The 18,272-nt window shown below is 61.6% G+C and carries 18 protein-coding genes, 1 other RNA gene and 2 pseudogenes; 7 read left to right on the forward strand and 14 right to left on the reverse strand.

The genetic code is table 11. The features are described 5' to 3' along the window. Window positions 1-67 precede the first annotated feature (67 nt). Window positions 68-1,366 carry an MFS transporter gene (locus G9X68_RS30625; protein WP_171605577.1) on the reverse strand — a complete coding sequence of 433 codons (1,299 nt, stop codon included), beginning with the start codon at window positions 1,364-1,366 and terminating at the stop codon, window positions 68-70. 172 nt (window positions 1,367-1,538) lie between these two features. Here G9X68_RS30625 and G9X68_RS30630 point away from each other — a divergent pair, with 172 nt between their 5' ends. Further along, entirely contained in the window at window positions 1,539-1,703 is a 165-nt protein-coding gene (locus tag G9X68_RS30630) for a hypothetical protein (protein ID WP_003542801.1), read from the forward strand. A gap of 29 nt (window positions 1,704-1,732) precedes the next feature. Here the strand turns inward: G9X68_RS30630 and G9X68_RS30635 are convergent, their stop codons facing one another. The 8 genes from G9X68_RS30635 to tkt all read right to left on the reverse strand — a co-directional run bounded on the left by G9X68_RS30635 (window position 1,733) and on the right by tkt (window position 11,776). Continuing rightward, a complete protein-coding gene (locus tag G9X68_RS30635; protein ID WP_171605578.1) occupies window positions 1,733-2,656 on the reverse strand; it encodes a PhzF family phenazine biosynthesis protein in 924 nt (307 codons plus the stop codon). A 355-nt stretch (window positions 2,657-3,011) separates the two neighbouring features. Continuing rightward, entirely contained in the window at window positions 3,012-4,037 is a 1,026-nt protein-coding gene (locus G9X68_RS30640; protein ID WP_171605579.1) for a class I fructose-bisphosphate aldolase, read from the reverse strand. A 225-nt stretch (window positions 4,038-4,262) separates the two neighbouring features. Next, complete coding sequence (locus G9X68_RS30645) at window positions 4,263-5,465, reverse strand: phosphoglycerate kinase (RefSeq protein ID WP_171605580.1); 1,203 nt, start codon at window positions 5,463-5,465, stop codon at window positions 4,263-4,265. 70 nt (window positions 5,466-5,535) lie between these two features. Beyond that, window positions 5,536-7,410 carry a potassium/proton antiporter gene (locus tag G9X68_RS30650; protein ID WP_171605581.1) on the reverse strand — a complete coding sequence of 625 codons (1,875 nt, stop codon included), beginning with the start codon at window positions 7,408-7,410 and terminating at the stop codon, window positions 5,536-5,538. A 489-nt stretch (window positions 7,411-7,899) separates the two neighbouring features. Further along, on the reverse strand, window positions 7,900-8,079 hold the full coding sequence (locus tag G9X68_RS30655) for a hypothetical protein (protein WP_171605582.1): 180 nt from the start codon (window positions 8,077-8,079) through the stop codon (window positions 7,900-7,902). A 90-nt stretch (window positions 8,080-8,169) separates the two neighbouring features. Then, window positions 8,170-8,484 carry a hypothetical protein gene (locus G9X68_RS30660; RefSeq protein ID WP_171605583.1) on the reverse strand — a complete coding sequence of 105 codons (315 nt, stop codon included), beginning with the start codon at window positions 8,482-8,484 and terminating at the stop codon, window positions 8,170-8,172. A 227-nt stretch (window positions 8,485-8,711) separates the two neighbouring features. Next, the gene (gap, locus tag G9X68_RS30665) at window positions 8,712-9,722 is read right to left on the reverse strand and encodes a type I glyceraldehyde-3-phosphate dehydrogenase (RefSeq protein WP_171605584.1); all 1,011 of its coding nucleotides are present in this window, start codon (window positions 9,720-9,722) and stop codon (window positions 8,712-8,714) included. Window positions 9,723-9,802: 80 nt separating this feature from the next. Beyond that, complete coding sequence (tkt, locus tag G9X68_RS30670; protein ID WP_171605585.1) at window positions 9,803-11,776, reverse strand: transketolase; 1,974 nt, start codon at window positions 11,774-11,776, stop codon at window positions 9,803-9,805. A gap of 333 nt (window positions 11,777-12,109) precedes the next feature. Here tkt and G9X68_RS30675 point away from each other — a divergent pair, with 333 nt between their 5' ends. The 3 genes from G9X68_RS30675 to ssrS all read left to right on the forward strand — a co-directional run bounded on the left by G9X68_RS30675 (window position 12,110) and on the right by ssrS (window position 13,007). Then, window positions 12,110-12,385 (forward strand): DUF4164 domain-containing protein, encoded by a 276-nt coding sequence (locus G9X68_RS30675; RefSeq protein ID WP_012758879.1) that lies wholly within the window; start codon window positions 12,110-12,112, stop codon window positions 12,383-12,385. A 16-nt stretch (window positions 12,386-12,401) separates the two neighbouring features. Beyond that, window positions 12,402-12,779 carry a cell division protein ZapA gene (locus tag G9X68_RS30680; protein WP_027668249.1) on the forward strand — a complete coding sequence of 126 codons (378 nt, stop codon included), beginning with the start codon at window positions 12,402-12,404 and terminating at the stop codon, window positions 12,777-12,779. A 69-nt stretch (window positions 12,780-12,848) separates the two neighbouring features. Next, window positions 12,849-13,007, forward strand: a non-coding RNA gene (gene ssrS / locus G9X68_RS30685) — 6S RNA. A 66-nt stretch (window positions 13,008-13,073) separates the two neighbouring features. On the opposite strand, the pseudogene G9X68_RS30690 reads toward ssrS, so the two are convergent. From G9X68_RS30690 to G9X68_RS30705, 4 genes and pseudogenes are all read right to left on the reverse strand, one after another. Beyond that, window positions 13,074-13,414: pseudogene (locus G9X68_RS30690) on the reverse strand (esterase-like activity of phytase family protein); the annotation flags it as partial. A gap of 37 nt (window positions 13,415-13,451) precedes the next feature. Further along, window positions 13,452-14,435 (reverse strand): NAD-dependent epimerase/dehydratase family protein, encoded by a 984-nt coding sequence (locus G9X68_RS30695; RefSeq protein ID WP_171605586.1) that lies wholly within the window; start codon window positions 14,433-14,435, stop codon window positions 13,452-13,454. Between the two features lie 97 nt (window positions 14,436-14,532). Then, entirely contained in the window at window positions 14,533-15,069 is a 537-nt protein-coding gene (locus G9X68_RS30700) for a helix-turn-helix transcriptional regulator (RefSeq protein ID WP_171605587.1), read from the reverse strand. A gap of 76 nt (window positions 15,070-15,145) precedes the next feature. After that, complete coding sequence (locus G9X68_RS30705; protein ID WP_171605588.1) at window positions 15,146-15,478, reverse strand: ArsR/SmtB family transcription factor; 333 nt, start codon at window positions 15,476-15,478, stop codon at window positions 15,146-15,148. Window positions 15,479-15,547: 69 nt separating this feature from the next. Between G9X68_RS30705 and G9X68_RS30710 the strand changes: the two genes are divergently transcribed. The 3 genes and pseudogenes from G9X68_RS30710 to G9X68_RS32445 form a co-directional block, all read left to right on the forward strand. Then, window positions 15,548-16,030, forward strand: coding sequence for an SRPBCC domain-containing protein (locus tag G9X68_RS30710; RefSeq protein WP_171605589.1), 483 nt, complete (start codon window positions 15,548-15,550; stop codon window positions 16,028-16,030). Window positions 16,031-16,167: 137 nt separating this feature from the next. Continuing rightward, the gene (gene gnd, locus G9X68_RS30715; RefSeq protein ID WP_171605590.1) at window positions 16,168-17,199 is read left to right on the forward strand and encodes a phosphogluconate dehydrogenase (NAD(+)-dependent, decarboxylating); all 1,032 of its coding nucleotides are present in this window, start codon (window positions 16,168-16,170) and stop codon (window positions 17,197-17,199) included. Window positions 17,200-17,271: 72 nt separating this feature from the next. Next, window positions 17,272-17,809: pseudogene (locus tag G9X68_RS32445) on the forward strand (hypothetical protein); the annotation flags it as partial. Between the two features lie 4 nt (window positions 17,810-17,813). Here G9X68_RS32445 and G9X68_RS30725 read toward each other — a convergent pair. Then, window positions 17,814-18,191 carry a DoxX family membrane protein gene (locus tag G9X68_RS30725; RefSeq protein ID WP_171605591.1) on the reverse strand — a complete coding sequence of 126 codons (378 nt, stop codon included), beginning with the start codon at window positions 18,189-18,191 and terminating at the stop codon, window positions 17,814-17,816. Window positions 18,192-18,272 lie beyond the last annotated feature (81 nt).

The following is an 18,272-nucleotide window of genomic DNA, read 5'->3' on the forward strand; positions in this document are numbered from 1 at the left end:
TCGCTGCCTGGCATTTTTAAGCAATTCCGGAACGCAAAGTCGCTGCACACTTTTTCCGGAATTTGCTCTAGCCGAACTTTACAGCAGGATCGCCGCTTTCGGGAGACTTTCCGGTTTCGGGAGGTTTGCCGGCGCCGCGATCGGCAAGCGACATGCTTTGCGGTGTCAGCATCGGCGAGGTGCCGGTCGGGATCGTGGTGTAGGCGTCGCGGTCGCTGGCGGGGACCGCGGCGCGGATGCGGCTCCTGATGATGGCATAAACGGTGATCATCACATGGGCGATGGCGGTGACGAGGAAAAGCGCATGCGGCGTGATCGCCGACATGACGGGACCGCTGAGCGTCGGGCCGATCACCGTGCCGATGCCATAGAGCAGCAGCAAGCCGCCCGAGACCTTGACGAAATCCTCCGACGCCGCGAAGTCGTTCGCGTGGGCGACGGCGATCGGATAGAGCGTATTCGCCACGGCACCGTAAAGGACGACGAGCCCGATCAGCAAAGCGGGGGACGTCGGGTGGAGCAGGAAGATCAGCAGGCCGGCAAGGGCGGCGATCCCCGACATGGCGGCGAGCACGTAACGCCGGTCGATGCGATCGGAAAGCCGGCCGGCCGGCAGCTGCATCACCGCCCCGGCGAAGATGGTAGCGCTCATCATGACGGCGATGCTGGCGTCGGAGAGGCCGGCGCCGGCGCCGAATACAGGGGCGAGCGTGCCGTAGGCACCGTTGGCGATGCCGACGAGCAGGATGCCGAGGCAGGAGACCGGCGAGTTGCGATAGAGCGCCGGCAGATCGAGGCGCACCGCCTTCAGCGGCTGCGGCGAAGCGGCGGTCGACAGCGTCGTCGGCAGCATCGCGATGCAATAGAAGATGCCGCAAATCATGAACAGCACCGGCGTGCGCACATCCTCGAGCGGGATCATCATCTGGCCGCCGACGACGCCGATGAGTGTGATGCCGATATAGAGCGAGAAGATCATGCCGCGGCTCTCGTTGCTGGCGCGCTCGTTCAGCCAGCTTTCAATGATCATCGACGTGCCGGCGGTGGAGAAGCCGGTGACGGCGCGCAGGACCACCCACCAGATCGGATCGATGATGATACCGCTGACCAGCGCGATGATGGCGATGATCGAGATGAAGCCGGAAAAGGCACGCACATGGCCGACGCGGCGCACGATCTTCGGTGCAACCAGGCAGCCGATGACGAAGCCCCCCGCCCAGGAGGTGCCGAGCAGGCCGAGCGTCGTCGTTGCGTAGCCTTCAAGATTGCCGCGCACGGGAAGCAGTATGCCCTGCAGGCCGTTGCCCATGAAAAGGAAGAGCGTGCCAAAAAGCAGCGCGGCGACGGACAGCAGATTTCTCTTCATTTCCCCAGACTCAGTCTTAGCGATTTGCAATGACATAAGGCAGGACCTGCGTCAGCCCAGCCTCAAGATGATTGATTGTGCCCCGGAATGTCTTTACGGCGTGTCGAGATCCTCTTGTTCGCGCGGAAAAATGTCCGTCCTGTGACATTCCGAAAAACGGAAAAAATAAAGCATGACAAAGCTGATAGCCTTGCTGCTCATCCTTGCCATGGCGATACAGGTGATCAAACCGCTCGGGCTTCCCGGCCTCAGACGGCGGATGGATTTCTGGAAGCTCGCGCTGATCGCTTTCGCCGTCTGGGCAGTGGCTCTGCTTTCGCGCGACTTCCTGATGTAATCCTTGGATTGCGGTCCGACCTGCGACCGTCAGTCTTGCAAGCCAATTTCGCCGCGCATGACGGAAACACAGCTTCCCGAAATGACGACATCGGTGACGATGCCGTTGGATTTCAGAACATCAAGGGTGATGACGCTGCGGCGGCCCATTTCGACGCCCTGTTCAATGGTGATGCGGACGTTCATATCGGCCTCCGGCGCAAGCGAGACGAGATAGGCGCCGAGCGCCGCCGAAGCGCTGCCCGTTGCCGGATCTTCGGGCACATTGTCGAGAGGCGCGAACATGCGGGCGCGAATATTCCATGGATTTTCGACTGTCCTCACATAAAGGAAGAGCGAGAAATCGTGGCCGCTGGTCGCCTGGCGGCCGGCAGCTGCCTGGAACCCGGCAAGGTTCGGGCGGGCGCCGGCCAGAGCTTCGAGCCCGTTCAGCTCTGCGATGGCGAAGTTCAGGCCGACGGATGCAAAGGCCGGGGCATGTGTGGTGTCGACGATGACGCCGGGGTCGAGCGAGACGCAGCCGGCGATGGTTTGCGCGGCTATGGTGTCGCCGATCGTCAGTGGCTGCGGCGCGCGGATGGCGGCAGCAGCAACCTTTCCGCCGCTGCGTTTCAGGCTGACTTCGACGATGCCGGCCTTTTCCTCGAAACGCAGCGTATCGCCGACCGGCTTGCCGAAAATCTCCGCCTGCTGGCCGAGCACATAGGCAGTGCCGACGTTCGGATGGCCGGCAAAGGGTATTTCCATCGTCGGGGTGAAGATTCGCACGCGGGCGGAATTTTGCGGGTCTTCCGGCGGCAGGACGAAGGTGACCTCGGAATAGTTGAACTCGGTGGCGATCTTTTGCATCGCCACATCGCTCAGACCGCGCGCATCGGAAATGACGGCAAGCGGATTGCCCTCGAAGCGGGTGGAGGTGAAGACATCGACGGTGACGTAGGAGAGGGTGTTCATGGCGGCTCCTGTTGTGACAGGGCGCTATGAGTAATCACGGTTTTTCGCGGAACGAAGCGGTTTCTTGTCGCCGTGACAATGAGAGGGATGTGCGCTGGGCTGATTTCCCCAGAGGCTCGTTGGCGGAGGAGAGCATCTCCCCGGACTCCTTCATTCCTGTGCCTGTCACAGGAATCCAGCCACCGCGCGTCTGCGCGGTGAATGAATCAATACTTCAGGGGAAAAGTCTTTCGCGCCCAAGGACTTGGGCGCACTGGATTCCTGTGACAAGCACAGGAATGAGGGAGGCGAAGGGATTTGGACAAGAGCGGCAACGTTGTGGTTGCCACTCCGCCCGGAATCCCGGAGCAAAAACTCAGGCGGCCTTTTCCAGGTCTTTCTTCCAGTTGCCCTTGGCGGCGAGGCTGTTCATCTCGGCGCGATGGGTGAACTCGCGTTGGCCGGCAGCGACGTTTTCCTGCTTGCCATTCCAGGCCCGGAGCGCGCTGTCCTGCAGGGCGCGGCCGTAGGAGAAGGTGACGAACCAGGGCAGGTCGCCGCTGGCATTGATCGCCGAAAGATGGGCTGTCGCTTCTTCGGTCGTCTGACCGCCGGAGAGGAAGGCGATGCCGGGAACGGCGGGCGGAACGGTCGCCTTCAGCACCTTGACGGTGCGCTCGGCAACTTCGGCGACCGAGGCCTTGCGGGCATTCTTGCCGTCGATCACCATGTTCGGCTTGAGGATCATGCCTTCGAGGTTGACGCGGGCCTCGGCCAGTTCCTCGAAAACGATGCGCAGCGTGGATTCGGTTACTTCGGCGCAGCGGTCGATATTGTGGTCGCCCGGTTTGCCGTCCATCAAGCATTCCGGCTCGACGATCGGAACGATCCCGGCTTCCTGGCAAAGTGCGGCATAACGAGCAAGCGCCTGAGCGTTGGCGCGGACGGAACCGCGGGTCGGCAAGGTCGGCGAGATGGCGATGACGCCGCGCCACTTGGCGAAGCGGGCGCCGGCTTCATAATATCTGGCAAGACGCTCGCCGAGGCCGTCGAGGCCTTCGGTGATGGTTTCAGCGGGATACTTGGCCATCGGCTTGGCGCCGGTATCGACCTTGATGCCGGGAATGGCGCCGGCTGCGCGGATGATGTCGACGAAAGGCGTGCCGTCCGCGGCCTTCTGGAACAGGGTCTCTTCGAAGAGGATGACGCCGGAGATATATTTCTTCATCGCCTCGTCGGAGCGGAAGAGCATTTCGCGATAGTCGCGCCGGCTGGTTTCGGTCGATTCGAGATTGATCGCGTCGAAACGCTTCTTGATGGTGGAGGTCGATTCATCGGCGGCGAGCAGTCCCCGGCCACCCGTAACCATCTGCACTGCAATGTCTTCCAGTCGTTCGCTCATTTTCGTTCTCTCCACAACAATAAACATCGGCACTTCAGGAATATAGAACGCGGATAACAGAAGTTTATAGCGAGGAAAATGGAAGGCTAAGTCATTGAAACGATTGAATTCAATTCAATCGTTTGAAAGTTGGGATTTTTTTCGTCCTCTGAGCAAAAGACCGCGGAAGCTGTTTTTCTTCCACGGTCTATCCACATGTAAAATCTGCGAAATCAGTCTTGTCGATTACCTTGCAGCGTTGAGGACGGCGACGCCGGGAAGCTCTTTGCCTTCCATCCATTCGAGGAAGGCGCCGCCGGCGGTCGAGACATAGGTGAAATCGTCGGCAACGCCGGCATGGTTGAGTGCCGAGACGGTGTCGCCGCCGCCGGCAACGGAGGTGAGCTTGCCGGCTACCGTGCGCCCAGCGGCGAATTTCGCAGCAGCGACCGTCGCAGCATCGAAGGGTGCGATCTCGAAAGCGCCGAGCGGGCCGTTCCAGACCAGGGTTGCGGCGCGCTCGATCCAGGCGTTGATGGCCTCGACGGATTTCGGGCCGACATCGAGCACCATGGCATCGGCAGGAATGGCGTTGATATCGACCGTCTCGTTGGCGGCACCCGCCTTGAACTCGCGGGCAATCACGCCATCCTCGGGCAGGATAATGGCGCAGCCGGCGGTCGCGGCCTCGATCATGATCTGCTTGGCGGTTTCGGCGAGATCATGTTCGCAAAGCGACTTGCCGACATTGGTGCCGCGGGCGGCGATGAAGGTATTGGCCATGCCGCCGCCGATGACGAGCGCATCGACCTTTTTCACGAGGTTCATCAAGAGGTCGATCTTGGTGGAGACCTTGGCGCCGCCGACGATCGCGACGACAGGGCGAGCGGGATCACCGAGGCCCTTCTCCAGCGCCTCCAGCTCGGCCTGCATGGTGCGGCCGGCATAGGCCGGCAGGTGGTGGGCAAGACCCTCGGTCGAGGCATGGGCGCGGTGGGCGGCCGAAAAGGCGTCGTTGACATAGATGTCGCCATTGGCGGCAAGCGCCTTGGTGAAGTCGGGGTCGTTGTTTTCCTCGCCCTTGTGGAAGCGGGTGTTTTCCAGAAGCAGGATATCGCCGTCATTCATCGCGGCAACCGCGGAGGCGGCGGCTTCACCGATGCAGTCGGAGGCCGTCAGCACGGCATGATCAAGGACTTCCTCGACGGAAGGGGCGATCAGCGACAGCGACAGCTCCGGCGAAGGGCCATCCTTCGGCCGGCCAAAATGGGCCAGCAGGATCACCTTGGCACCCTTTTCGGACAATTCCAGGATCGTCGGCGCCACACGCTCGATGCGCGTCACATCGGTGACCTTGCCGTCTTTCACCGGGACGTTGAGGTCGACGCGGACGAGAACGCGCTTGCCGCGGATGTCGGAAAGATCGTCGAGGGTCTTGAAAGAAGGCATGGGGAGGATCCTGTCGTGGTTGGCGAAAGTTGCGCCGAACATAGCAAGGATCATTCGAGACGCAAGGCGTTCAGCGGCCGTTTTCGCGTGTGCCTTCGTCGCGTCCGGCCGGCGGTTTCTGCGTGCTTTCGGAGGCTGCGGTTTCCCGGTTCCGGCGTCCGTTCAGTCGGTCGCGGATGCGCTGGATAATGTCCTTGAGATTGAGGAAGATCGGCAGCGTAATTGCCGGTTCGACTGCTTCGAGCGACATGCCGACGGAGGTGATGTGGTCGTGCTCATCGAGATCGCGGACGATGAGGATGATCGAGCCGAGGCGGACGCGGTCGGCATAATCGGCCTTGCCGCCGAGGCGCTGCCGCATCAATTCGGCGATCGTCAGGCCCTTTTCGGATTCGTTGAGCAGGCCGGGGCCATAGGCGGCGTCGAGATCCGCGGCAGGACGGGCGGGAGAGAGCGCGAAGGCCCCGAAGAATTCGGCATCGTCGTCATCGACCGGAGCACGGCTGGCGAAAAGCCGGTCGAGCAGGCGGGAATAACTCGGGACGATGAAGAGATAGACGAGATCGTGCTCGCGCAGCCGCCCGGCATATTGGTAGCGCATCGATTTGCCGTCGCGGATGACGAGGGAGGGTGTCGCCCAGCGCGGAATGCGCTCGCCGCGCAGCACCGGGCTGTCCTTGATGACGCGGTAGGAGAGCAGTTCGTGGTGGGCTGCGCCCGGCAGGTCGACCTCGACCTTGTCGACGGCACCGATGCGCGGTGGAATGATCAGCCCGAGCTTCTTGGCGACGGGTTTGATCGTCCAGCCTTGGACGAGCAGCGAGACCAGCACGATGATGAAAGCCGTATTGAAATAGATCTGGCCGTTCTCAAGCCCCCCGAGGATCGGCATGATGGCAAGCAGGATGGAGACGGCGCCGCGCAGGCCGACCCAGGCAACGAAGCCGATTTCCTGCTGCGTGTAATCGAAGGGAAGCAGCGACAGCCAGATCGCCAACGGCCGGGCGACGAAGATCAGGAAGAGGGCGAGCAGGATGGCCGGCACGATGATCGCAGGGAATTGCGACGGCGTGGCAAGCAGGCCGAGCACCAGGAACATGATGATCTGCGCCAGCCACGTCATGCCGTCCTGGAAACGCTTGATGGTGCCGATCGCGTGCATCTTGCGGTTTCCGGCATAGATACCGGCGACATAGACGGCGAGGAAGCCGCTGCCGCCGACAGCGCCGGTGAAGGAGAAGACGAGAAGGGCGAGCGCCAGCACGAAGATCGGCGTCAGGCCGCGATCGGTATCGAGCTTGCTGACGATCAACACGATCATCATTCCGCCGAGCAGGCCGAGGATGACGCCGAGGCCCATCTGCTGCACGAACATGGCGAGCATGCCGATATTGATGCCGGCATAACGTTCGCCGCTCGCCAGCACCTCGACGAGGGCGATGGTGAGGAAGATCGCCATCGGGTCGTTGGTGCCGGATTCGACTTCCAGCGTCGAGCGCACCTTGTCGCGGATGTTGATGCCGCCGATGCGCAGCAGGAAGAAGACGGCGGCGGCATCCGTCGACGCGACGATCGAGCCCAGCAGCAGTCCTTCCAGCCAGGTGAAGTTCAAAAGCCACATCGCGGCGAAAGCAAAGAGCGAGGCGGTGATCAGCACACCGACCGAGGCGAGCGCCAGAGAGGGCACGGCCGCGAGCCGGAAGGCCTGCATCGGCGTGCCGAAGCCGGAATCGAACAGGATGATGGCCAGGGCGATGGAGCCGAGAATATAGGCGAGATAATTGTTGCTGAACTCGATGCCGAGGCCATCGACGCCGGCAGCAAGGCCGATCATCAGGAAGAGCAGCAGCAGGGGGGCGCCGAAGCGGAAGGCGAGCAGGCTCGAAAAAGCGGCAAGAAGCACGAGCGCCGTCGAAACCAGCACCACGATATAGAACGCTTCCATGCCCACCCCTTTCCATCGACTGCTTCGCGAACACGGCCGCCCCGGCCGATCCGCCTTTATTCAACCCCCTCCGTCACGCGCGGCAATCCATCAGTAAACGGCAAAACGCCAGAGAAGGGTAGGCCTTGCGGCTTAACCTCGTCGCGATGCTGCTTCATGCTGCTGAACGGCTGCCGGACGGCCAACCGACACGGAATGCTACGGGAGAAAGTCTCTATAAAGAATGTATAGGAAAATCAGGCGAGAGCAGGGCAAAAGAGACAGGCACGGATTTTTCCTGCCGGTATCTGCGAATGGCAACAGCATAAGACACGCTCCTGCCACGCGGCGCGTTTGCCTTGTCCAATGACGGGAAGACTGGATTACACGCGCGGATGCGGAGAGCGAGGAAATCCACGCTGAGATTTTTCGATATCGGGTAGGAAAATGCCGGCCGAGAGCAGCCGGCTGTAGTCTTGTGTCAGAAGCGGCCGGCCGGCCCTTGCTCTGCTATCCCAACACTGCCTGAAGTATGACGACGGCGAGAAACGAGAGGCCAATGAACGCGGCAACCCAGATGACCAGACGATTAGCCTTTGCCAGCACGGCAGGTCTGACGTCCCGCTTGGGGTGAAACCGCTGCCGCCGTTTGAGGGTGGTGTGGGACAAGCGTTTTTGTGCCTCTGCCATTTATCACCTCTACTTGGCTCATTTTAGCCATTGTGCAGCGCTGTGCATGTCCTCAATCTAGCACGCTTGGCCAGCGGATTGCCAACTCGCTCAGTCTTGCGTGTCTTCGCCCTCGTCGGTCAGATCCGCGACCGGGACCAGGAAAACGACGAACTCGTCCTCGATCGTCCGTTCGGGATCGTCGTCGAATTCATAGGCGTGCTCGACTTCGCTTGCTTCCTCAGCCGTTGCCTTGCGCAAGCTCAGGGCCGCTTTGCGGTCCCAAAGAGGCTTGCCTTCGGATTCCAGGATGGTCAGATCGTCGCGAAAGTCTTCAGCCTCGAAGAAATGCGTCGCTTCCTCGTGATTTTCCGAGCGAAAACTGGCAACGGCGCGGCCGGCGATTTCAACGGTAAAGTAATCCATCCATCTCTCTTTATCTCCCCCAGACGACGATGCGGCTGCAGGGGTTATCGATGACGCCATAGCCGGCTTCGGAACCGAGGCGGTACTGGCAGTCTGTGCATGTCGAATGCCCAAGGCCGCCTATCCTACCAGATCCGGTGCTGGAGATGGGAAATCATGCGGCACGAGCGCGTATGACAAAACGGCCCGGTTTCCCGGGCCGCTTGCGATAGTCGATAGTCAGGCTCTTAGATCAGCTTGGCAAACGCGACGGCGGTGTCGGACATGCGGCTGGAGAAGCCCCACTCGTTGTCGTACCAGGACAGGACGCGCACGAAGTTGCCTTCCATGACCTTGGTCTGATCGGTTGCGAAGATCGAGGAGTGGCTGTCGTGGTTGAAGTCACGGGAGACGAGCGGCTCGTCGGTGTAGCCGAGGATGCCCTTCAGCTTGCCGTCTGCCGCAGCCTTGATGGCTTCGTTGATTTCGCCGACGCTGGTTGCCTTCTTGGCGACGAACTTGAAGTCGACGACGGAAACGTTCGGGGTCGGAACGCGGATCGAGGTGCCGTCGAGCTTGCCCTTGAGGTGCGGCATGACGAGGCCAACGGCCTTTGCAGCGCCCGTCGAGGTCGGGATCATCGAGAGGGCAGCAGCACGGGCGCGATACAGGTCCTTGTGCATCGTGTCGAGCGTCGGCTGGTCGCCGGTATAGGAGTGGATGGTCGTCATGAAACCGTGGTCGATGCCGACGGCGTCGTCGAGAACCTTCACGACCGGCACCAGGCAGTTGGTGGTGCAGGATGCGTTGGAGATGACCATGTGCTCCTTGGTGAGCTGGTCATGGTTGACGCCGAAGACGACCGTCAGGTCGGCACCATCGGCAGGCGCCGAGACGATGACGCGCTTGGCGCCGGCCGTCAGGTGGGCGGCAGCCTTGTCGCGGGCGGTGAAGATGCCGGTGCATTCCATGGCGATGTCGACGCCGAGTTCGCGGTGCGGCAGCGTTGCCGGATCCTTGATCGCCGTAACCTTGATCGGCTTGCCGTTGCCGACGATGATCGAGTCGCCTTCGACCTTCACGGTTGCCGGGAAACGGCCGTGGATCGAGTCGTAGCGCAGCAGGTGGGCGTTGGTTTCGACCGGGCCGAGGTCGTTGATGGCGACGACTTCGATGTCGGTGCGGCCGGATTCGACGATCGCGCGCAGGACGTTGCGGCCGATGCGGCCGAAACCGTTGATGGCAACCTTGACTGTCATGTTCATTCACTCCCGATAGAGTAGGGCCCGATAGTGAGGGCCTGGATTGAGGAGATGGAGAGCGCCTCAAGGCGCCCTCATTAAAGCTTTGCTTCCGCGGCCGCAACGACGGCGTCGGCGGTGATGCCGAAATGCTTGTAAACGTCCTTGACCGGGCCGGAAGCGCCGAAGCTCTTCATGCCGATGAAGGTGCCTTCCGGGCCGATGAACGCATCCCAGCCTTCGCGAACGGCGGCTTCGACGGCGATCTTGACCGGCGAGTTGCCGAGGATCTCCCTGCGATAGGCTTCCGGCTGCTCGAAGAAGAGTTCCGTGCAGGGAACCGATACGACGCGGACGGTGACACCCTTGGCTTCGAGTGCCGTACGGGCTGCAACGGCGATTTCGACTTCGGAGCCGGACGCGAAGATCGTCACCTTGGCGTCGGCATTGCCGGCCAGCGTGTAAGCACCCTGTTCGCACAGGTTCTTTTCGCTGTATTCGGTGCGGGCTGCAAGCAGGTTCTGGCGCGTCAGAGCAAGGCCTGAAGGACGGTTGTGCGTTTTGATGGCGATTTGCCAGCATTCCGCCGTTTCCGTGGCGTCGGCCGGACGGAAGACCATCAGGTTTGGGATGGCTCGCAGACCGGCGAGCTGTTCGACGGGCTGGTGCGTCGGGCCGTCTTCGCCGACGCCGATCGAGTCATGCGTCAGGACGTGAATGACGCGGATGCCCATCAGCGAAGCAAGGCGGATCGGCGGGCGGCAATAGTCCGAGAAGATCAGGAAGCCGCCGCTATAGGGGATGAGGCCGCCATGCAGCGCAATGCCGTTCATGGCAGACGCCATGCCATGCTCGCGGATGCCCCAATGCACGTAGCGACCGGCGAAATCCGTCGGCGTGATCGAGTGCATCTGGCTGGTCTTGGTGTTGTTCGACGGCGTCAGGTCGGCGGAGCCGCCGAGCGTTTCCGGCAGGAAGCCGTTGATGACCTCGAGCGCGTCTTCCGAAGCCTTGCGGGTCGCAACCGTCGGCTTGGTCTCGGCGAGCTTCTTCTTATATGCGCTGATCGCGGCGTCGAAGCCTTCCGGCAGCTCGCCTGCCATGCGGCGGGTAAATTCGGCCTTGGCGGCGGCTTTGGCGAGGGTTTCCTCCCACGCCTTGACGATATTGTCAGAGCGGGTGCCGGCCGCGCGCCATGCGTCCAGGACGTCGGAGGGGATGACGAAGGGCTCGTAATCCCAGTTCAGCGCCTTGCGGGTGGCGGCGATTTCCTCGGCGCCGAGCGGGTTGCCGTGGACCTTGTGGGTGCCCTGCTTGTTCGGGGCGCCGAAGCCGATGACGGTCTTGCAGGCGATGAAGGTCGGGCGGTCGGACTTGTGGGCGGCTTCGATCGCGTCAGCGATAGCGGCCTGATCGTGACCGTCGATCTCGATGGTGTTCCAGTGAACGGCCTTGAAGCGGGCGATCTGGTCAGTCGAGTCCGACAGCGAGACGGCGCCGTCGATGGTGATCGAATTGTTGTCCCAGAACAGGATCAGCTTGTTCAGCTTCAAGTGGCCGGCAAGCGCGATCGCCTCATGGCTGATGCCTTCCATCAGGCAGCCGTCGCCATTGATGACATAGGTGTAGTGGTCCTGCAGATCGGAGCCGAACTCCTCGCGCAGCTTGCGCTCGGCAATCGCCATGCCGACGGCATTGGCAATGCCCTGGCCGAGCGGGCCGGTCGTCGTTTCGATGCCGGTCGCGTGACCATATTCCGGATGGCCGGCGGTCTTCGAGCCGACCTGACGGAACTGCTTCAGATCTTCGACCGTCATGTCGGGGTAGCCGGTCAGATACAGCAGCGAATAGAGCAGCATCGAGCCATGGCCGGCCGACAGCACGAAGCGATCGCGGTTCGGCCAGTGCGGCTTCTTGGGATCGAAGCGCAGATATTTGGTGAACAGGACCGTTGCCACGTCAGCCATGCCCATCGGCATGCCCGGGTGGCCGGAGTTCGCCTTTTCGACGGCGTCCATGGCGAGAAAACGGATCGCATTCGCCATCCGGTCGTGTTGTTCGGGAGAGGTCATGGCTTTTCCGCAAGTTCCGGGTGTCGGGGGATGGCCTCGAGCCTCCAAGACCATCGAGTGAAAGCGGCAGAGACATAGCAGTTGGGACGGGCAAGTCAATAAATGGCAGGCCAAATCCGGGCAAGCAGCGGCGATTTTTGACATTTGATCGCGCGATTGTACAAATGACGAATCTGCTGTGACGAGCCTATGTAAAACGCTCATCCACAGGATAGGCCGGTGGGCAAGTGACAGGATTTATTGACGGGCCGTCGGCGAGCTGCATATCCTTTTGAAATCGCAGGATCGGCGCGGCGTGCCGATTCGCGGATCCTGCGCGGGAATCGGAAAGACATGATGCCCACAGGCAAAACCATGGAAGCAGCGCTCAACGAATTGAGACAGGCGATATCGAGCCTCGAAAACGCCGTCGACATGCGCGTCGAGCGGCAGCGCGAGCAGGGCGAGATCGAGGGCGAGGTGCGGCGTGTGCACGCCGACCGTTCGCGGCTGGCGCAGGAGCTCGACCAGGCCGAATTCCGCGCCAACCGGCTGGAAGAGGTCAATCGCGAGGTATCGCGGCGGCTGGTGACGGCGATGGAAACGATCCGCGCAGTTCTGGATCGCTGATGAGAGAGAGTTTGGCATGGCGCAGGTGACGGTAACGATCGACGGCAAGGCCTATCGTATGGCCTGCGAAGAAGGGCAGGAGGATCACCTGACCGATCTCGCCAACCGCTTCGACGGCTATGTCGGCCATCTCAAGGATCAGTTCGGCGAAATCGGCGATCTCAGGATCACCGTCATGGCCGGCATCATGGTTGTGGATGAAATTTCCGAACTCACGCGCCGCGTCGCTGGATTGGAATCCGAACTCGAGTCGCTGCGCGGCAACCGCGATACGGTGCTTGCAGCGACCGCCCGCACCGAGGAAAATCTTGCGGCGGCGCTGAGTGAAGTGTCGAGCCGCATTCGCGGCATCACCGACAAGCTGAACGGCCGGTCTGCCCCGGAACTCAATTGATCCCAAATAAATAGGGGCGGCCTTTCGTCACCACTGGCGCGTCAGCACAAACGACCTTATATACCGCCATGCGGTCTGCGCCTCTCGACAGGAACCACAATCCCTGGGGCCATACTCGATCCAAAGGGAGCTGTCCCTGGCCAGGCCCGTGGGCCTGGACACACGGCGCCCACCTACGTTTGTAGGCACCCAGGATCGTAAACATCCATCGGTGGTCGTGGATCGCACCTTTTCTTTTATCATCGCGATGACGACGAATGTCGGCTCGCGCGTTCGTCCGTTTCAGCACGTCCGCTATTTCTTCAGGCCTGGAAGGGTGACCTGGAACATGGTGTCGACGTCGGCACCGCCGTCTGCCTTGTAAGCTGCACCCACCTGGAAACCATCCTGCGTCAAGAAGTCGTTGTCATTGGAGACGAACAGGAAGTAGTCGTCCGGCAGGTTCGGGTCGAGAACGCTCACCAGACCCATGGCTTCCCATTTTTCCGATAGATTGTTCTGGTCGTTCGGTGCGCCGTTGCGCAGACCGAAGCGGGCGAGATCGGCCTTGTCGTTGAGGTCGATGAGGGCGTCAGCGTCGCCGGCGTCAGCGAGGGATCGACGACGCCCTTCGGCGCGATCGGCTTGCCCGTATTCGTCGCTGACGAACATGGTGCCATCAGCCTCACTGCTCTATCCGACTGGATAAGGCCCCTCGGCGAAGACCTCATCGTGGTAGCCCTTGGAGCCGACATTCAGCGCCAAAGGGCTTCGCCACTCCCTGTTGTCGCGCAGGCAATCGAGCACGAAACGGAAATCATATCGCGGCTGCCAGCCGAGTTCCCGTCTTGCGCGTTCGTTGACATAGACACGGTCGAGTGAAGGAAACATCTCCCATCCGCGGGATGCGTAAAGGGCGCCTGCACCCGGGAACAGTCGTTCGACGACGTGAGGCGCACCGCGCCGGATCGCGGCAAGATCATTTGCCGAAAACGGCGTTGTGGCGGAGATGATGTAGCGGCCAAAGCCGATTGCCGGCGCCTTTTCGAGCGCCTGCAGATGGGCACCGACCACGTCGGCGATATCGACGCGGCGGTGAAGAAGCTCATTGGCCTGGGCGTTCTCTGCCGAATAGCCGCTGCGAATGTCAGGATCGTCGTCGTTTTCAGGAAAGAAACGCGACGTCCTGAGAATGACCACCGGTAGGCCGGATTTGCGGGCGAAGAGTTCGCACAGACCTTCGGCAGCGAGTTTCGTCACGCCGTAGATGTTTTTCGCGACGGGAAGCACGTCCTCGGTCACCCATGCCGCCGGTTCGCCGGCAGCCGGCGTCAATGCCGCGCCGAAGGTGCTGGTGGTGCTGGTGAAGACGAAGCTTGCAACGCCTGCGGCGGCCGCTTCTTCGAGCAGGTTGAGTGTGCCGGCGATATTGGTGTCGAGGAAATCGCGATTGTCGTGGGTTGCCACATGCGGCTTGTGCAGCGTCGCGGCATGGATGACGTGGCTGATGCCAGACATCGCCTGCCGGACGAAGGCGCGATCACTGATCGAGCCGACCATGTCGGTGAAAGCCGAGGGCTTGATATCGATGCCGCGCACCCAGCGGCTTTCGGCCCTCAAGGTTCGCATCAGCGCCTCGCCGAGATGGCCAGCACTTCCCGTTACCAATATCGTCATCACATCGTCTCCTGACCGTTCGGCAGGGGACGCTATAAAGACTGACGTTTCCGGACAACGCATAAATTATGCATAGGCGTGCAGGAAAGCTTGAGGCTCAGCAGATGGTCGTAACAAGGCGGCCGGCGCTGCCGTCGGAAAGCATGATCCGTTCCCAGGTGACGCGGCCGGCGGCGATCGGCAGCAGCGCATTGCCGTTGGCGCCGGTATCGAGGGTCAGCGACGATAGCCTGCCCTCATGCCAGCCGCGCTCTTCGAGCGACTGCTCGGCGGCGGCGATTTCGGCGGAGGCGTAGGAGAACAGAGAACAGCCGAGAAAGGCGCCGAGCGGCGCCCGCCACTCCGCCTGCCGCCGGCGAGAGGCGGAGAGCAGCCGGTGGGTGCGGTCGCAGATCAGATGCACCGGCCGGACGGAATCCTCGACCAGCCGCTTTAGCGCCGCATCGACTGCCGTATGTCGCGGTGAGGCGAAAATCCGTTCCAGCTTGATTGCCTGTTCGGGCGAGAGGGCGAGCTGGTCGCGCTCCCAGCGCGAGACCGTCGCCTGGTTGACGCCGAGGAGTTCGGCGAGGTGTCCCTGCTTCATGCTGCGCAGCAGCCGCATGCGGCGTATGCCGGTCCCCGATATCGTCATCTGCCTGGTCCCATGATGTTTTGGCCAGCATAAGGCTTCGGCCGGCCGGGCAGCAAGCTGTTGGGCGGCCGGATCATTATTCGGGCTGGCCCTCGAGGTCGCCTTTCAGCCGGTCGAGAATCGACAGGGAATGGCCGGCATAGGCGCTGATCCAGCGGTCATAGATGTGCTTGATCGGCAGGCTGTTCAGGTGGTTCCAGCGCTCGCGGCCTTCCTTCCTGGCGATGACCAAGTCGGCCTCCTCCAGGACCTTCAGATGCTGCATTACCGTGCAGCGGTCCATCTGCGGAAACATCTCGCAAAGGGTCCCTGTCGTTCGGGGGGCATCCTTGAGCAGATCGAGGATTTCGCGGCGGCGATGATGCGCCAGCGCCTTGAAGACTGGGTCGTCGGTTGATTCGCTTGACATGTTATATTTTTATAACATAATGGCGCCAAGGACAATGGAACAGACACACTGGAGAAGAGGAGAAGTGTCATGTCTCTCGGAATCCGCGTTTCGGGCCGTGTCGGCCGCCCCGTTGCAGAGGTGTTCGATGCTGTCGTCAACCCAACGAAGCTCAGCAGCTATTTCACCACGATCGGCGGAGCGAGCGCACCGCTCGTGATGGGCACGACGGTGACTTGGTGGAAGGATGCGCCGGTCGAGGTCGTCGAACTCGTGCCGGAAAGCCGCATCGTGCTGCGCTGGGATGGCGGCACCGGCGAAGACAAGACGACCTATAAGACGCTGGTGGAGATGAACTTCAAGCCGCTGGAAGATGGCGGCACGCTGGTGACCATCGCCGAGACCGGCTGGCGCGAGGACGAGGCCGGCCGGCGCGGCACCTATCTCAACTGCGAAGGCTGGACGCAGATGCTTTGCTGCATGAAGGCTTTCGTCGAATACGGCATCAATCTGCGCGAAGGCATGTTCCTAAGCGAAATGAAGGGTGAGCCGGCCAGCGCGCCTGATGTTTGAACGCGTGCGGCGGTGTCAAGAAGATCGGCGGCGCAATCGTCGCATTCGCCAATATCACCGAGACTTCGCTTGCCTGTCACACTGCGGGTGCTAATTTCCGGATTCGATACTTCATTTCGGTTTCCAGGAGATTCATTATGCAGCTTGGCATGGTTGGTTTGGGCCGCATGGGCAATTATATGGTCCAGCGCTTGATGCGAGGCGGTCACGAATGCGTCGTCTACGACGCCAGACCGGAAAGCGTTGCCGCGCTCGCAGGCCTCGGCGCGACCGGCAGTGCCTCGCTCGAGGAGTTCGTCTCGAAGCTCGCCCATCCGCGCGCGATCTGGCTGATGCTGCCGGCAGCGATCGTCGACAAGGTACTGGCGAGCCTGGTGCCGCTGCTTGAGAATGGCGATATCGTCATCGACGGTGGAAACTCCTATTATCATGACGACATCCGCCGCGGCGCCGACCTCATCACCAAGGGCATCCACTATGTCGATGTCGGCACAAGTGGCGGCGTCTTTGGCCTCGAGCGCGGTTATTGCCTGATGATCGGCGGCGAGAAAGGCATCGTCGAACACCTTTCCCCGATCTTCGCGACGCTGGCGCCCGGCGTCGGCAAGACGGAAGCCTCGCCGAACCGGAGCGCCGAGGCGGCTGCTGCCAGCACTGCGGAGCAGGGTTACCTGCATTGCGGTCCACATGGCGCCGGACATTTCGTCAAGATGGTACATAACGGCATCGAATACGGCCTGATGGCTGCCTATGCCGAAGGTATCAATATTCTGAAACACGCCAATATCGGCGCTGCCTCGCACGTGGCCGATGCGGAGACTGCGCCGCTCGCCCATCCGGAACATTTCCAGTATGATTTCAACCTGCAGGATGTCGCCGAAGTCTGGCGCCGCGGCAGCGTCATCACCTCCTGGCTGCTCGATCTCACGGCCGATGCGCTGCATGCCGATCCCGCACTTTCGAAATATGCCGGCCGCGTCTCGGACAGCGGCGAAGGCCGCTGGACGATCATGGCGGCAATCGACGAGAGCGTGCCGACGCCGGTGCTGAGCGCTGCGCTCTACGGTCGCTTCTCCTCGCGCGACAATGACGAATTCGCCAACAAGGTGCTGTCGGCGATGCGCGCGGGCTTCGGCGGCCACGTGGAAAAGCCAGCCGCGAAATCCTGAACCAATGAAAGTGCTACAGCGCCCTGCGGCTCTCGAAAAGACGCGTGGCGCCGTAGCGCGCGCCGTCATAGCCGACGCCGTCAGGCGGCGCAGATGGCGGGCTTGCATCTCGCGCCGCGCCTCATCCCGGCATTGATCTTCGCGGCGGCAACGGTACTGACACTTCTCAGCCTCAGCTGGCCACCGCTCAGCCAGAGCATCGCGATCGTCTGCGTCGTCGCGCTCCTCGTCCGGCGCTTTACGATCTGCTTCGGCGGCGTGCTGGTCGTCGATCTCATCGGGCTGCCGAGGGTGGAGGAAGAACGGCAGGTATCACCGCTGCGATCATGGCCGGGCCGACGGTCGCATTGTTCTGGTACCGGCGCTGTGCGACTTTCGTCTTCTTTCACTTTCGGCTGGGCGATAATTCAGTCGATGATGACGAAGCCCGGCGAGCAATTCGTCATACGCCGCAATGCGCTGGCGGTGATCCGCAATGCCTTCCAGGAAAACGGCATCGAATTCGCCGTGCCGACCGTGCAGGTGGCGGGGCGATCGCGACGCGGAGGTTGATGCTGCCGTGGCGCGCTATGCCGCGCATGCACGGGCGGGCAGCGAGCCGGCGGCGTAAACCCTCACATCGCGCCGGCGGCTGCGATCAGCAGACCGCCAATGATCGCCATGTTGGTTTTCCAGGTATTGATTGCGCTGTCGCGCGCCGTTCCCTGCATATCCCAGAAATTCAGCAGCATGACGGTGGCGGCCAGCGTGAAGATGATGAGACCGAATGCCGCTGCCGTGACGAAAAGTCCCAGCATCAACAGGAGGCCGGCCGCGATCTGGAACAGGCTGCCCGAGAGCAGCACCCATTTCGCGAAAGGAATGCCGCGGGCTTCGATCGCCTCGGTCAGCGGCACGATGACGAAAAAATGATGAATGCCGCCAGCGACATAGATGCCGCCTAGCAGCAGGCGGCCGAGGACAAGCATTATGAAGGCCGGACCATCCTGCATATCGAATTGTTCTCCCGGATCTCAAATCCCATCGCAGGGCCAAGTTCTTTCGAAGCTTACGAAAATGCAATGCACCGTGAC

It is taken from the genome of Rhizobium changzhiense, assembly GCF_013087625.1.
Classification (GTDB): domain Bacteria; phylum Pseudomonadota; class Alphaproteobacteria; order Rhizobiales; family Rhizobiaceae; genus Rhizobium; species Rhizobium sophorae.

Excerpts from the sequence above, each read along its gene's own strand:
- G9X68_RS30625 (WP_171605577.1), bottom strand. The coding sequence starts at position 1,366 with ATGAAGAGAAATCTGCTGTCCGTCGCCGCGCTGCTTTTTGGCACGCTC.
- G9X68_RS30675 (WP_012758879.1), top strand. The coding sequence starts at position 12,110 with ATGATGCCCACAGGCAAAACCATGGAAGCAGCGCTCAACGAATTGAGA.
- gnd (WP_171605590.1), top strand. The coding sequence starts at position 16,168 with ATGCAGCTTGGCATGGTTGGTTTGGGCCGCATGGGCAATTATATGGTC.
- G9X68_RS30655 (WP_171605582.1), bottom strand. The coding sequence starts at position 8,079 with ATGGCAGAGGCACAAAAACGCTTGTCCCACACCACCCTCAAACGGCGG.
- G9X68_RS30680 (WP_027668249.1), top strand. The coding sequence starts at position 12,402 with ATGGCGCAGGTGACGGTAACGATCGACGGCAAGGCCTATCGTATGGCC.
- G9X68_RS30695 (WP_171605586.1), bottom strand. The coding sequence starts at position 14,435 with ATGACGATATTGGTAACGGGAAGTGCTGGCCATCTCGGCGAGGCGCTG.
- G9X68_RS30725 (WP_171605591.1), bottom strand. The coding sequence starts at position 18,191 with ATGCAGGATGGTCCGGCCTTCATAATGCTTGTCCTCGGCCGCCTGCTG.
- G9X68_RS30645 (WP_171605580.1), bottom strand. The coding sequence starts at position 5,465 with ATGCCTTCTTTCAAGACCCTCGACGATCTTTCCGACATCCGCGGCAAG.
- G9X68_RS30635 (WP_171605578.1), bottom strand. The coding sequence starts at position 2,656 with ATGAACACCCTCTCCTACGTCACCGTCGATGTCTTCACCTCCACCCGC.
- G9X68_RS30700 (WP_171605587.1), bottom strand. The coding sequence starts at position 15,069 with ATGACGATATCGGGGACCGGCATACGCCGCATGCGGCTGCTGCGCAGC.
- gap (WP_171605584.1), bottom strand. The coding sequence starts at position 9,722 with ATGACAGTCAAGGTTGCCATCAACGGTTTCGGCCGCATCGGCCGCAAC.
- G9X68_RS30705 (WP_171605588.1), bottom strand. The coding sequence starts at position 15,478 with ATGTCAAGCGAATCAACCGACGACCCAGTCTTCAAGGCGCTGGCGCAT.
- G9X68_RS30660 (WP_171605583.1), bottom strand. The coding sequence starts at position 8,484 with ATGGATTACTTTACCGTTGAAATCGCCGGCCGCGCCGTTGCCAGTTTT.
- G9X68_RS30710 (WP_171605589.1), top strand. The coding sequence starts at position 15,548 with ATGTCTCTCGGAATCCGCGTTTCGGGCCGTGTCGGCCGCCCCGTTGCA.
- G9X68_RS30640 (WP_171605579.1), bottom strand. The coding sequence starts at position 4,037 with ATGAGCGAACGACTGGAAGACATTGCAGTGCAGATGGTTACGGGTGGC.
- G9X68_RS30650 (WP_171605581.1), bottom strand. The coding sequence starts at position 7,410 with ATGGAAGCGTTCTATATCGTGGTGCTGGTTTCGACGGCGCTCGTGCTT.
- G9X68_RS30630 (WP_003542801.1), top strand. The coding sequence starts at position 1,539 with ATGACAAAGCTGATAGCCTTGCTGCTCATCCTTGCCATGGCGATACAG.
- tkt (WP_171605585.1), bottom strand. The coding sequence starts at position 11,776 with ATGACCTCTCCCGAACAACACGACCGGATGGCGAATGCGATCCGTTTT.